Source organism: Pseudomonas sp. W2-17, assembly GCF_041060445.1.
GTDB lineage: Bacteria > Pseudomonadota > Gammaproteobacteria > Pseudomonadales > Pseudomonadaceae > Aquipseudomonas.
Genome location: NZ_JAUFNS010000011.1, coordinates 73,470 through 86,120, shown reverse-complemented (window position 1 = coordinate 86,120; position 12,651 = coordinate 73,470). Strand labels below are relative to the sequence as shown.

Annotated in this window: 11 protein-coding genes; 4 read left to right on the top strand and 7 right to left on the bottom strand. The window is 60.5% G+C overall.

What is annotated here, in order from left to right; translation table 11 throughout:
• Window positions 1-30: 30 nt before the first annotated feature.
• Together lptE and leuS are read right to left on the bottom strand one after the other, a co-directional pair.
• Window positions 31-636: an LPS assembly lipoprotein LptE gene (lptE, locus tag QWI20_RS15405; RefSeq protein ID WP_369306224.1), complete on the bottom strand. Its 606-nt coding sequence runs from the start codon at window positions 634-636 to the stop codon at window positions 31-33.
• A gap of 88 nt (window positions 637-724) precedes the next feature.
• Entirely contained in the window at window positions 725-3,331 is a 2,607-nt protein-coding gene (leuS, locus tag QWI20_RS15400; RefSeq protein ID WP_369306223.1) for a leucine--tRNA ligase, read from the bottom strand.
• 300 nt (window positions 3,332-3,631) lie between these two features.
• Here leuS and QWI20_RS15395 point away from each other — a divergent pair, with 300 nt between their 5' ends.
• From QWI20_RS15395 to QWI20_RS15385, 3 genes are all read left to right on the top strand, one after another.
• Entirely contained in the window at window positions 3,632-4,003 is a 372-nt protein-coding gene (locus QWI20_RS15395; RefSeq protein WP_369306222.1) for a hypothetical protein, read from the top strand.
• 85 nt (window positions 4,004-4,088) lie between these two features.
• On the top strand, window positions 4,089-4,850 hold the full coding sequence (locus tag QWI20_RS15390) for a YdcF family protein (RefSeq protein WP_369306221.1): 762 nt from the start codon (window positions 4,089-4,091) through the stop codon (window positions 4,848-4,850).
• A gap of 617 nt (window positions 4,851-5,467) precedes the next feature.
• Complete coding sequence (locus QWI20_RS15385) at window positions 5,468-5,944, top strand: transposase (RefSeq protein ID WP_369306220.1); 477 nt, start codon at window positions 5,468-5,470, stop codon at window positions 5,942-5,944.
• 733 nt (window positions 5,945-6,677) lie between these two features.
• On the opposite strand, the gene lnt is transcribed toward QWI20_RS15385, so the two are convergent.
• From lnt to miaB, 5 genes are all read right to left on the bottom strand, one after another.
• Complete coding sequence (lnt, locus tag QWI20_RS15380; protein WP_369306219.1) at window positions 6,678-8,198, bottom strand: apolipoprotein N-acyltransferase; 1,521 nt, start codon at window positions 8,196-8,198, stop codon at window positions 6,678-6,680.
• 25 nt (window positions 8,199-8,223) lie between these two features.
• Window positions 8,224-9,066 (bottom strand): HlyC/CorC family transporter, encoded by an 843-nt coding sequence (locus QWI20_RS15375; RefSeq protein WP_037018000.1) that lies wholly within the window; start codon window positions 9,064-9,066, stop codon window positions 8,224-8,226.
• 5 nt (window positions 9,067-9,071) lie between these two features.
• On the bottom strand, window positions 9,072-9,587 hold the full coding sequence (ybeY, locus tag QWI20_RS15370) for an rRNA maturation RNase YbeY (RefSeq protein WP_369306218.1): 516 nt from the start codon (window positions 9,585-9,587) through the stop codon (window positions 9,072-9,074).
• Window positions 9,580-10,596, bottom strand: a complete 1,017-nt coding sequence (locus QWI20_RS15365; protein WP_369306217.1) for a PhoH family protein — start codon at window positions 10,594-10,596, stop codon at window positions 9,580-9,582. The genes ybeY and QWI20_RS15365 overlap by 8 nt, the downstream gene beginning before the upstream one ends.
• 262 nt (window positions 10,597-10,858) lie before the next feature.
• A complete protein-coding gene (gene miaB / locus QWI20_RS15360; protein ID WP_369306216.1) occupies window positions 10,859-12,187 on the bottom strand; it encodes a tRNA (N6-isopentenyl adenosine(37)-C2)-methylthiotransferase MiaB in 1,329 nt (442 codons plus the stop codon).
• Window positions 12,188-12,318: 131 nt separating this feature from the next.
• Here miaB and QWI20_RS15355 point away from each other — a divergent pair, with 131 nt between their 5' ends.
• Window positions 12,319-12,645 carry a DUF1820 family protein gene (locus tag QWI20_RS15355; protein ID WP_065988358.1) on the top strand — a complete coding sequence of 109 codons (327 nt, stop codon included), beginning with the start codon at window positions 12,319-12,321 and terminating at the stop codon, window positions 12,643-12,645.
• The last annotated feature ends 6 nt before the right edge of the window (window positions 12,646-12,651 follow it).

Below are 12,651 nucleotides of genomic sequence, written 5' to 3'. Positions count from 1 at the left end.
GTCAGGGCCGGCGAACCGGCCCCGATGCCGTCACTTGGACGGGATTTCGATAGGCGACTGCTGTGGCGTCTCGTCGCGAATCCGCTGAGCAGCGGCTTCGGCGTCAGCCTGGGCACGGGCGGCGGCGTCGGCTTTGGCTTGCAGCTCGTCAAGGCGCTGAGGTGTCAGTTGCTGCAGACGGGCCAGCACTTTTTGCACGAGGTCGCTTTGCATTTCCTTGCGGATCTGCGCGGCTTCCTGGTCAGAGCCGATCAGGTTGTTGCCGTCATGGACGAAGACTTTCTGCGACTGCACGGAGTCATCGATCAGCAGGACGTCTTTGCTGCCGTGAATTTCGTACTTCAGCACGTTGGTCAGCTCGTATTCGGCGGAGCGGCCGGAACCTGCGTAGCTGGCTGTGCGCTGGGTTTCGTCTTCACGGGCAATGAACAGCTTGTACTGCGCGCCGGTGTAGACGTGGACGCCGCTGCTGGTCAGGGTCTGACGCAGCTGGGTGACGACGTCGCCGTAAGCATCGCGCGCGCTCACGTCCAGTTCCTTGATCGACAGGGCGTTGGTGCCGGTGCCGCGCAGCTGGAAACCGCAGGCGCTCAGCAGAACCGCGAGTCCCATTACCAGCAGATTGCGTTTGATCATCTTGTTGCTCCCTTGAATCCGTTAGAACCCGGCATCCCGGGTTCTTGAAATTGATGCGGCGCCTGCATACAGGCGCCCGATGATTGCGTCAGCTGGCGACGATGTTAACCAGTTTGCCCGGCACCACGATCACTTTGCGGATGGTCAGGCCGTCGATGAAGCGCAGCACGTTTTCGTTGATCCGTGCGGCCGCCTCGACTTCCTCGCGGGTGGCGCTGGCCGGCATCTCGATATGACCACGCAGTTTGCCGTTGACCTGAATCACCAGCTGCAACGTGTCCTGCACCAGTGCCGAGTCATCGACCACAGGCCAGCCGGCGTCGATGATCGGATCGGAGTGGCCCAGTGCCGCCCACAGCTCGTGGCTGATGTGCGGGGTGATCGGCGCCAGCAACAGCGCGACCGTCTCCAGACCTTCCTGCAGCAGCGCGCGGTCCTGAGCCGAGACCTGCGGCGCTTTTTCCAGCACGTTCATCAGCGTCATCACTTGCGCGATAGCGGTGTTGAATTTGTGGTGCTGCCCAACGTCCTGACCGGCCTGCTTGATGGCCAGATGAATCGAGCGGCGAATGACCTTCTGGTCGTCGTTCAGCGCGCTCTTGTCGAGTGCGCTTACAGCGCCCGCCGTCACGTGGGCCTGAGCCAGGCGCCAGACGCGCTTGAGAAAGCGGTGCGAGCCTTCAACGCCGGAGTCAGACCATTCCAGGCTCATGTCAGGTGGCGAGGCAAACATCATGAACAGGCGGCAGGTGTCGGCGCCGTACTGGTCGATCATCGACTGAGGGTCGACGCCGTTGTTTTTTGATTTCGCCATCTTTTCGATGCCGCCGATTTCAACCGGCTGTCCATCGGCAATCAGCTTGGCGCCGATGATCTTGGCCTTGCTGTCACGTTCGAACTCAACGTCCGCCGGGTTGAACCAGGTTTTGCTGCCGTTGGCTTCCAGACGGTAGAACGTCTCGGCCACGACCATGCCTTGGGTGAGCAGGTTCTTGAACGGCTCGTTGGAGCTGACCAGGCCTTCGTCGCGCATCAGTTTGTGGAAGAAGCGCGCGTACAGCAGGTGCAGGATCGCGTGTTCGATACCGCCGATGTATTGATCGACCGGCAGCCAGTGATTCGCGGCCTTCGGGTCGACCATGCCGCCTTCGTAGTGAGGCGAGGCGTAGCGGGCGAAGTACCACGAGGACTCGACGAAGGTGTCCATGGTGTCGGTTTCGCGCTTGGCCGGCGCGCCGCAGGTCGGGCAGCTGCACTCGTAGAACTCGGGCATGCGCGCCAGCGGTGAGCCCGCGCCGTCCGGTACCACGTCTTCAGGCAGCTTGACCGGCAGTTGATCTTCCGGGACAGGCACATCGCCGCACGTGTCGCAGTGGATGATCGGGATCGGGCAGCCCCAGTAGCGCTGGCGGCTGATGCCCCAGTCGCGCAGGCGGAACTGGGTGCGTGACTTGCCCAGTTCTTTCTTCAGCAGCGCGGCTTCCATGGCGTCGAATGCGCCGGCGAAATCCAGGCCGTCGAACTCACCGGAGTTGATCAGTTGACCGTGCTCGCCGTATGCGTCCTGCCAGGGCGCAGGGGTTTCATCGCCCGCGCTGGTGCGCACAACGGCTTTGATCGGCAGGCTGTACTTGGTCGCGAACTCGAAATCGCGTTCGTCGTGGGCCGGAACGGCCATAACCGCGCCGTCGCCGTAATGCATCAGCACGTAGTTGGCGACCCACACCGGCAGCTTCTCGCCGGTCAGCGGGTGCTCGACGAACAGCGAGGTCGGCAGGCCTTTCTTTTCCTGAGTGGCGACGTCGGCTTCGGCGACGCTGCCGCTTTTGCATTCGTTAATGAACGCTTGCAGCTCGGGATTGTTCTGCGCAGCCAGGGTCGCCAGCGGGTGCTCGGCGGCAACGGCCACGTAGGTCGCGCCCATCAGGGTATCGGGGCGGGTGGTGAAGACTTTCAGGGTGCCGGCTTCGCCGATGGACGCCTGGTCGTACGGGAACTGCACTTCCATGCCGCGGGATTTGCCGATCCAGTTGCGCTGCATGGTCTTGACCTGTTCAGGCCAGCCCGGCAACTCGTCGAGGCTCTCCAGCAGCTCATCCGCGTAGGCGGTGATCTTGAAGTAATACATCGGAATTTCGCGTTTTTCGATCACCGCGCCCGAACGCCAGCCGCGCCCGTCGATGACTTGCTCGTTGGCCAGAACGGTCTGGTCGACCGGGTCCCAGTTCACGGTGCCGTTCTTGCGGTAGATCACGCCTTTTTCGAACAGGCGAGTGAACAGCCATTGTTCCCAGCGGTAGTAATCGGGTTTGCAGGTGGTGATTTCGCGGGACCAGTCGATCGCCAGACCCAGGCTCTTGAGCTGGTTCTTCATGTAGGCGATGTTTTCGTAGGTCCACTTGGCAGGGGCGACGTTGTTCTTCATCGCGGCGTTTTCCGCCGGCATGCCGAACGCGTCCCAGCCCATCGGCTGCAGCACGTTTTTGCCTTGCATGCGCTGGTAGCGGGCGATCACGTCGCCGATGGTGTAGTTGCGCACGTGACCCATGTGTAGCTTGCCGCTGGGGTAAGGGAACATCGACAGGCAGTAGAAGGTGTCCTTGCCTGGCTGTTCACTGACTTCAAAAGACTTTTGCTCGTCCCAGAAGGTCTGGGCGGCGGCTTCGATTTCGCGGGGCTGGTAGAGTTCGTGCATGGCTACTTTTGGCTGAAATGAGTGACCCTTGACCGCTTCTCGGCGTGACCGGATCAAGAAGCCTTCGCATGCCAGACGAGGCCGTCCGCATTGCGATGCATCCATGCCCGGTTGGGCGGAAGTGGATTTACAGGAAGCGCCGTAGCATACATGAGGCTACCAAGCCGAGGGAAACCCTGATTGCGTGCTCAAGACTCGGCATCTGCGGCATCCGCCGTTGGTCGCGGCACCGCGCCGGTTTTTGCAGTGGCGCTAAGCTCACTGACGGGGGTAAGTGTTTATCTTCAGTGAGGTGAGCGGATGGCAGAGCTGCAGCATGAAGTAGAGCAACCTGATGTGTATGACCGTTTGATCGATCGTCTGGGCCTGGCTCTGGACACAGCAAAAACGGCGGTGCGGCTTCGAAACGAATCCCCCGCCGAGCTTGAGTTGCGTGGATTGAGTCACGCCGAGTTTCAGTTGATCGAGGCTTATCTGGGCAGGACCGAAGTCGTTATCAAGGAAGATTCTTCGATCATTACGAGGGGAAATTCCAGCACCTCACGGGAGCCTTCCGAGTCGATGCGAGCGCCGCATCCTCAAGCCAATGTCATCTGGCTCAAGGATCAGCGCCGAGCCAAGGTGTCGGCAAAGTTGAGTCGCTACAGTTCCACCAAACATTTCAAGCGTTAACTTCTGCGGGGGCTGACCCCGGCCAATCGAGCATTGCTGCTTAGCGTCATTGCTTCTAGGCTTCGGGCATCTTTGGAGATGCCCGATGCCCTTTCGTTATTTCATCAAAAACCTGCTACTGCCTCCGGGCCTTTTCCTGCTGTTGTTGGTGCTCGCCTGGTGGTTGAAAAATCGCCGGCCGGTGTTGGCGCGGGTGCTGTTCGTGATCGGCGTTGGCGGCATGACCGCAATGAGTCTGCCCATTGTGGTGGAGTGGTCGGCGAAGGGCATCGAAAGTGTCCCGCCGCTGCCGCAAAGCGAGTGGGCGACGTTGGCTCAACGTGCGGACGCGATCGTGATTCTGGGCTCGGGCCGCGAGCGCAATGACCCCAGCTGGGGCACTGACATCCCGACGGGCGTGGCGCTGGAGCGGATGCGATACGCCGCGCGTTTGTCGAAGGCGTCCGGTTTGCCGATCCTCACCACCGGCGGGCTGCATTACGGCGAGCCGCCAAGCGAGGCGGCGATCATGGCCGACTCCCTGCGTGACGACTTTGGCGTGACTGTCCGTTGGCAGGAAGGGGAAAGCCGCACGACATGGGAAAACGCCAACATGACCGCCGCGATCTTATTGCCCCAGGGCATCAAGCGCGTGGTCGTGGTCACCCAGGCGTGGCACATGCCGCGTTCGGTCTGGAGTTTCGAGAAGGCCGGATTTGATGTGGTTCCGGCGCCGGTCGGATTCCTCAGCGTGGACAACGCCCGCCCGTTCGGAGGCTGGACGCCGGAGGCGAGGGCGGTGTGGCAGAACGGGCAATTGATCAACGAAGCGGCGGGACTGGTGGGCTATCGGTTGTTTTACCGGTGACCTGAGCAGCAGGCGCCTCGCGGCCCAACTGTGGAACCGTACGCAGTCAGCGAGACTGGCTGCGGTTTAATGTGGGACCGGCTTTAGCCGGGAAGGCGTCGGGTGTCACACCGCATATTTGATGGTGTTCATGCGGGCCTCTTCCCGGCTGAAGCCGGTCCCACTAATGGACCGCATGCGTTCAGTTGGGCTGGTGCAGCCCAATTGTTGGACCGTACACAGTCATCGGGACTGGCCGCGATTTATTGTGGGACCGGCTTTAGCCGGGAAGGCGTCGGGTGTCACACCGCATATTTGATGGTGTTCATGCGGGCCTCTTACCGGCTGAGAGCCGGTCCCACTAATAGACCGCATGCACCCAGTCAGGCTGGTGCCCAATTGTAAGATCGTGCGCAGTCAGCGGGACTGGCTGCGATTTATTGTGGGACCGGCTTTAGCCGGGAAGGCGTCGGGCGTCACACCACATATTTGATGGTGTTCATGCGGGCCTCTTCCCGGCTGAAGCCGGTCCCATAGGGATGTCATCATCTATCAGAAATCTCTCGATACCCACTCGCTATAGGTAAAGGGGTTCACTGCTTTTACTGTTCGCCTTCACAACGACGGAGAGCGGCAGGATGCATGGAAGCAAACATGAACGGTCTTTGCGTATCGGTCGTTATTCCCAACAGGGGAACGCCTATCTCGTAACCTCCGTGGTGAAGGATCGCGCCCCTCTGTTCAGTAATATTCAAATAGGCCGCCTGGCGGTTCAGGAAATGAAACGTTTGCACGACTCTGGCGTTGTGCACTCATTCGCATGGGTGATTATGCCTGATCATCTGCATTGGCTGCTTGAACTCAAGTCAGGATCACTGCCTGCGCTCATGCAAGCGCTGAAGGGCAGAACCGCTTTTGCAGTGAACAAGGCACATGGCGCAAAAAAAATGACATGGCAGAAGGGTTATCACGATCACGGGGTTAGGGCCGATGAGGATCTCGTTGAAATAGCTCGCTATGTCATTAACAACCCAATCCGGGCAGGGCTGGTGATGCACCGGGGTGACTATCCACTGTGGGACTGCGAATGGATGCTTGGGTGGGACTGCCTCTAGCTGTCCCACTGCACGCCTCGTGCTCTTAGTTGGACCCGTTTTAGCCGGGGAAGCGTCGGGTGTCACACCGCAAATCTGATGGTGCGCAAGCTGGCGTCTTCCCGGCTGAAGCCGGTCCCACTAATGGATTGCATGCATTCAGTCAGGCTGGTGCTGCCCAATTGTAGGATCGTCCGCAGTCAGCGGGACTGGCTGCGATTTATTGTGGGACCGGCTTTAGCCGGGAAGGCGTCGGGCGTAACACTGCAGATCTGATGGTGCGCAAGCTGGCGTCTTCCCGGCTGAAGCCGGTCCCACTAATGGACCGCATGCGTTCAGTTGGGCTGGTGCTGCCCAATTGTAGGATCGTCCGCAGTCAGCGGGACTGGCTGCGATTTATTGTGGGACCGGCTTTAGCCGGGAAGGCGTCGGGCAGTAACACTGCAGATCTGATGGTGCGCAAACTGACCTCTTCCCGGCTGAAGCCGGTCCCACTAGTGGACCGCATGCATTCAGTTGGGCTGGTGCAGCCCAATTGTAGGGTCGTGCGCAGTCAGCGGGACTGGCGATGGCTCAATTGTGGGACCGGCTTTAGCCGGGAAGGCGTCGGGTGTCACACCGCAAATCTGATGGTGCGCAAACTGGCCTCTTCCCGGCTGAAGCCGGTCCCACTAATGACCGCATGCATTCAGTCAGGCTGGTGGAGGCCAATTGTGATCGAGCGCAGTCAGCGGGGCTGGCTGCGCTCGAGGGCTCACACCGCCTTCGCTATCCTGCCCGCGAAGAACGCCCAGCCGATCAGCAGCAGCGACAACACGATCAGCGGCCATGAGCGCCAGTGCAGGTAGGGCGTGAGGTTTTGCATCGGGGTGACTTCGCCGTACATCACGGCGCGCTCGAACTGCGGCACGGTGGTGGTGATTTCGCCGAACGGGTTGATCAGCGCGCTGACGCCGTTGTTGGTGGCGCGGATCATCCAGCGGCCGGCTTCCAGTGCGCGCATCTGTGCCATCTGCAAATGCTGCAGCGGACCGATCGAGGTGCCGAACCAGGTGTCGTTGCTCACCGTCAGCAGCAGATCGCTTTGCGCGGACAGACCGGCGGCGAACTCCGGATACACCACTTCGTAACAAATGAACGGCGCGATCTCATAACCCTTCGCCTGCAACAACGACTGCCCGGACGGGCCGCGCGCAAAGTCAGACATCGGCAGGTTGAAGAAGGTAATCAGCCCACGCAGCAGGTCCTGCAACGGCACGTACTCACCAAATGGCACGAGCTTCTGCTTGAGGTAAGTGCCGTCGCCTTCGCCCGTTACGGTAATGGCGTTGTAGTAACGATATTCCCCATGGGTGCCTTTCTCACGCAGCGGCACGCCGGTGATCAGCGCCGAGTCGCGCTCGGCCGCAAACTTGCCCATCACCGACAGGTAGCCTTCAACCGACTCCTTAAGCACCGGCACCGCCGTTTCCGGCCAGATGATCAGGTCCGCTTTTTTCGAGGTGAAGGTCATGTCGCGGTACAGCGCGAGTTGCGCGTTGAGCGCCGCCGGGTCCCACTTCATGCTCTGCTCGACGTTGCCCTGCATGGCTGCGACGCTCAGCGGCTTGCCCGAAGGCTCGGTCCAGGCGTGATGCTTCAGCGCCAGCCCGGCAACCCATGGCGCCAGCAGCAACACAATGCCAGCCGCCAACTTCGGCGCGCGTGTCCGTAAACGGGGCAGGTTGCACAGCAACGCAGCACTCAGCGCGAGGACAAAAGAGATCAGCCACATGCCGCCCAATGGCGCGAGCCCTTTGAGGGGGCCGTCCAATTGGCTGTAGCCGGAATACAGCCAGGGGAAGCCGGTGAGGAACCAGCCGCGAAACATCTCCTGGCCGAACCACAGCGCTGCGAAGGCCAGTGAGTCTGCCAGCGGGGCTTCGTTGCGACGGATCCAGCGGGCCCAGATCCACGCCGGAAGGGCGAAAAAGAACGCCACCGCCGCGCAGAACAGCACCATCAGGAACGCCGCCAGCCACACCGGCGCCTCGCCGTAGGTGTGAATGCTGACGTAAATCCAGCTGGTGCCGCCGCCGAACAGGCCAAACCCGTAGGACCAGCCGCGCCAGAGGGCCTGGCGGGGTGTGAGGTCACGCAGACCGAGATAGAAAACCACCAGCGCGACAATCGCCAGCGGCCAGATATCGAAGGGTGCCAGGGCCAGGGTAATCAACGCGCCGGCCACCATGGCCAGCAGGTTACCGGGCCAGCCGGGGCGGGTGATCCAGCGCATTTACATTCCTTAAAGCGGTAGGGCCTTACGAGCGGTTGATCGGGCTCAGGCGCAGCAAGTGAATACGACGGCTGTCGGCATTCAGGATGCGGAAACGGTACGCGCCGATTTCGGTGATTTCATTACGCTTGGGCAGGTGCCCGAACGCGTTCATCACCAGACCGCCGACGGTGTCGAATTCGTCATCGGAGAACCCGCTGTCGAAAAACTCGTTGAAGCTCTCGATCGGGGTCAGCGCCTTGACCAGGAAGTCGCCACTGGGCAGCGGCTTGATGTAGCTGTCTTCCTCGACGTCGTGCTCGTCTTCGATGTCGCCGACGATTTGTTCGAGCACGTCTTCGATGGTCACAAGGCCCGCTACGCCGCCGTATTCGTCGATGACGATGGCCATGTGATTGTGGTTGGCGCGGAATTCCCGCAGCAGCACGTTCAAACGCTTGGATTCAGGGACGAAGGTCGCCGGGCGCAGCAGGCTTTTCACGTCACCGCTGCCACCGTCTTCCTTGAGGATCAGCGGCAGCAGGTCCTTGGCGAGCAAGACGCCCAGCACGTCATCGTGGCTTTCACCGATGACCGGGTAGCGCGAGTGCGCCGAATCGATCACGGCAGGCAGGAATTCGCGTGGGGTCTGGCTGGCCTTGATGCTGATCATCTGCGAGCGCGGCACCATGATGTCGCGGACCTGCAGGTCGGCGACCTGAATGGCGCCTTCGACGATGGCCAGCGCTTCACTGTCCAACAGCTTGTTCTGATGGGCTTCGCGCAGCAGCTCCAGCAGCTCCTGGCGGTTTTTCGGCTCATGGGCAAATGCCTGGGTCAGTTTGCCCAACCATGACTTTTGCCCGTTGCTCGATCGGTCTTCGCTCATAGCCCTTACTCGTGGTCCTTGGCTGATGTTTCTAAATGGGGTGTGTCGGAATGCGGACTGTCGTCGGATTCGTCGTCGGCGTAGGGATCCGCATAGCCAAGCTCTGCAAGCAACTCCCGTTCCAGCGCTTCCATCTCTTCGGCTTCGTCGTCATCGATGTGATCGTAGCCCAACAGATGCAGACAGCCATGAATCACCAGATGCGCCCAATGAGCGTCCGATGACTTGCCCTGTTCAGCGGCTTCACGGGTGACGACCGGCACGCAGATGACCAGATCGCCCAGCAGCGGAATGTCCAGCATCTCGTCGGGGACGTCGGCAGGAAACGACAACACATTGGTGGCGTAATCCTTGTGCCGCCAGGTGTTGTTCAGCTCTCGGCCTTCGGCTTCGTCGACGAGGCGAATGGTCAGTTCCGAGTCAGCCGAACGCTGGCGCAGGCCCATTTCACACCAGAGGCGGAACTGGGCTTCGCTCGGCGCACTGGCCTGACTCGCAAGTTGCAGATCCAGCTCAAGCATCGCGGCGAATGTCCCGTGAACCCTGTGGAACGGCCGCGTTGTCGTTGCGTTCTTCGTAGCGCTCGTAGGCTTCGACGATGCGCTGCACCAGCGGATGGCGCACGACGTCCTTGGGCTTGAAGTGGGTGAAGCTGATGCCCGGCACATCCTTGAGCACTTCGATGACGTGGTTCAAACCGGATTTAGTGCCCTTGGGCAAGTCGATCTGGGTGACGTCACCGGTGATCACGGCGGTGGAGCCGAAGCCGATACGGGTCAGGAACATTTTCATCTGCTCGACGGTGGTGTTCTGACTCTCGTCGAGAATGATGAAGCTGTTATTAAGGGTACGACCGCGCATGTACGCCAGAGGCGCGACTTCGATCACCTGCTTCTCGATCAGCTTGGCGACGTATTCGAAGCCGAGCATCTCGTACAACGCGTCATACAGCGGGCGCAGGTACGGGTCGATCTTCTGGGAAAGGTCACCGGGCAGGAAACCGAGCTTTTCGCCCGCTTCTACGGCAGGACGCACCAGCAGGATGCGGCGGATGGTCTCGCGCTCAAGGGCATCGACCGCTGCGGCCACGGCCAGATAAGTCTTGCCGGTACCGGCCGGACCGATACCGAAGTTGATGTCGTTGGCGAGGATTTCCTTCACGTACCGCTGCTGATTCAAGCCACGGGGGCGAATCATGCCTTTCTTGGTACGCAGAGCGACGCCGACTTCGGCAGCAGGGTGGTTATCCAACTCTTCAACGCCGGATTCCTGCAGGAACAGATGAACCATGTCCGGTGACAGTTCGGTCGCTTTCGTTTCCCGATACAGCCGGCGCAGCAGGTTCTCTGCCGAGGTGGTTTGTTTGCGCTCGCCGATCATCTCGAACTGGCCTCCGCGATTGCGGATCTCGATGTCCAGGCGCTGTTCGATCAAGCGCAGATGCTCGTCGAATTGCCCGCACAGATTGGCGAAGCGGTGAGCCTCGATAGGTTCGAGGCTGAAGCGATGTGGTTCGATAGGTGCGTTCAAAGTGGTTTTGGGCCGCCCGACGGCAATGTGAAGTGACGTGAAGGATAACCCCTGCAGGCAGTGTCAGGAAGGGTTCACTCACGAATGGATAAATGAGCTGCGCCGACGCCCGGCGGGGCAGCCGATAACAGACAGCCCGCCGTGCCTGCGAGCGGAATCGTGCGCCGGTGCAGCCGACGTATGGCGGCCGTCCGACAGCAGATTCAGCGCCCGGTCCTGCGCATAAACATCATGCGTGGCGATTAGATTGGGGCGCTTCGGCTTATTGCAACAATGACCCGCGCAGGGAGTGGGGTTGGGCGCTGTCGATATAGACATCGGCGAACTGGCCGATCAGTCGGGGGTTGTCGCAGCGGAAATTGACGATCCGGTTATTCTCGGTGCGGCCCTGCAGTTCACCGGGGTCCTTCTTCGAATAGTCGGTCACCAGAATGCGCTGCACGGTGCCGGCCATCTTGCGGCTGATGTCCAGGCCCTGGCGGTTGATCAGGTCCTGCAGCTGTTTCAGGCGTTCTTTCTTCACTTCTTCCGCCGTGTCGTCGGGCAAATCGGCTGCGGGTGTGCCAGGACGCGCGCTGTAGACGAAGGAGTAGGAGAAATCCATGCCGACGTCTTCCACCAGTTTCATGGTTTGCAGGTGATCCTTCTCGGTTTCGCCCGGGAAGCCGACGATGAAGTCGGAGCTGATGCAGATGTCCGGCACCGCCGCGCGCAGCTTGCGCAGGCGTGACTTGTATTCGAGCACCGTGTGATTGCGTTTCATCGCCGCGAGAATCCGGTCGGAACCTGATTGCACGGGCAGGTGCAGATGCTTCACCAGCTCCGGGACTTCGGCATGGGCCTGAATCAGGCTGTCGGAGAACTCCAGCGGGTGCGAAGTGGTGTAGCGAATGCGGTCGATGCCGTCGATGGCGGCAACGACGCGGATCAGTTCGGCCAGGTCAGCGAGCCGCCCGTCGTGGGTGGTGCCGCGATAACCGTTGACGTTCTGGCCCAGCAGGGTCACTTCACGCACGCCGTTCTCGGCCAGATGAAGCACCTCATTGATGACATCGTCGAACGGCCGGCTGACTTCTTCGCCACGAGTGTAAGGCACCACGCAGAACGTGCAGTACTTGCTGCAGCCTTCCATGACCGACACATAAGCGCTCGGGCCATCGACACGGGGCTCGGGCAGGTGATCGAATTTTTCGATTTCGGGGAACGAGACGTCGACCTGGGGCAGGCGGGTGATGCGCGCGGCGTCGATCATTTCCGGCAGACGGTGCAGGGTCTGCGGGCCGAACACGACATCGACGTACGGCGCGCGATCGCGGATGGCGGCGCCTTCCTGACTCGCCACGCAGCCGCCGACGGCGATGACCATTTCCGGATTTGCCAGCTTCAATTCGCGCCAGCGGCCAAGCTGGGAGTACACCCGATCCTGCGCCCGCTCGCGGATCGAGCAGGTGTTGAGCAGGATGACGTCAGCGTCTTCCGCCCGTGCGGTGACTTCCAGTGCTTGATGTTCGCCCAGCAGATCGACCATGCGCGAGCTGTCGTACTCGTTCATCTGGCAGCCGTGGGTTTCGATGTAAAGCTTCTTGGCCATGCGGGGGTTCATCAGGTGATTCAAAGAACCGCGCATTATAAGGATGCGGGCCCCGGCTTCCTAGCGTCGTCTAACCAGCGGCATGCTATAGTTCGCGCCCTTTTCAAAACGCTGATCACTGCCTGCCTGTTATGACCAAACGCGAAGCTCCAATCTACAAGGTGATTTTTCTCAACCAGGGACAGGTGTTCGAGATGTACGCCAAACAGATCTATCAGAGTGATCTGTGGGGTTTTCTGGAAGTGGAAGAATTCGTCTTCGGCGAGCGCACCACCGTTGTGGTCGACCCCAGCGAAGAGAAGCTCAAGGCGCAGTTCGATGGCGTAGTGCGCAGCTTCGTGCCGATGCACTCGATCGTGCGAATCGATGAAGTGGAGCGGATGGGCACAGCGAAGATCACCGAGGCGCGTCACACCGGCAACGTCATGCCGTTTCCAATGCCCATGCCGGACAAGTAATTCCGG

What these genes read in the sequence shown, in the direction of transcription:
- lptE (WP_369306224.1), bottom strand. Translation starts at nt 636, where the DNA reads ATGATCAAACGCAATCTGCTGGTAATGGGACTCGCGGTTCTGCTGAGC.
- leuS (WP_369306223.1), bottom strand. Translation starts at nt 3,331, where the DNA reads ATGCACGAACTCTACCAGCCCCGCGAAATCGAAGCCGCCGCCCAGACC.
- QWI20_RS15395 (WP_369306222.1), top strand. Translation starts at nt 3,632, where the DNA reads ATGGCAGAGCTGCAGCATGAAGTAGAGCAACCTGATGTGTATGACCGT.
- QWI20_RS15390 (WP_369306221.1), top strand. Translation starts at nt 4,089, where the DNA reads ATGCCCTTTCGTTATTTCATCAAAAACCTGCTACTGCCTCCGGGCCTT.
- QWI20_RS15385 (WP_369306220.1), top strand. Translation starts at nt 5,468, where the DNA reads ATGCATGGAAGCAAACATGAACGGTCTTTGCGTATCGGTCGTTATTCC.
- lnt (WP_369306219.1), bottom strand. Translation starts at nt 8,198, where the DNA reads ATGCGCTGGATCACCCGCCCCGGCTGGCCCGGTAACCTGCTGGCCATG.
- QWI20_RS15375 (WP_037018000.1), bottom strand. Translation starts at nt 9,066, where the DNA reads ATGAGCGAAGACCGATCGAGCAACGGGCAAAAGTCATGGTTGGGCAAA.
- ybeY (WP_369306218.1), bottom strand. Translation starts at nt 9,587, where the DNA reads ATGCTTGAGCTGGATCTGCAACTTGCGAGTCAGGCCAGTGCGCCGAGC.
- miaB (WP_369306216.1), bottom strand. Translation starts at nt 12,187, where the DNA reads ATGGCCAAGAAGCTTTACATCGAAACCCACGGCTGCCAGATGAACGAG.
- QWI20_RS15355 (WP_065988358.1), top strand. Translation starts at nt 12,319, where the DNA reads ATGACCAAACGCGAAGCTCCAATCTACAAGGTGATTTTTCTCAACCAG.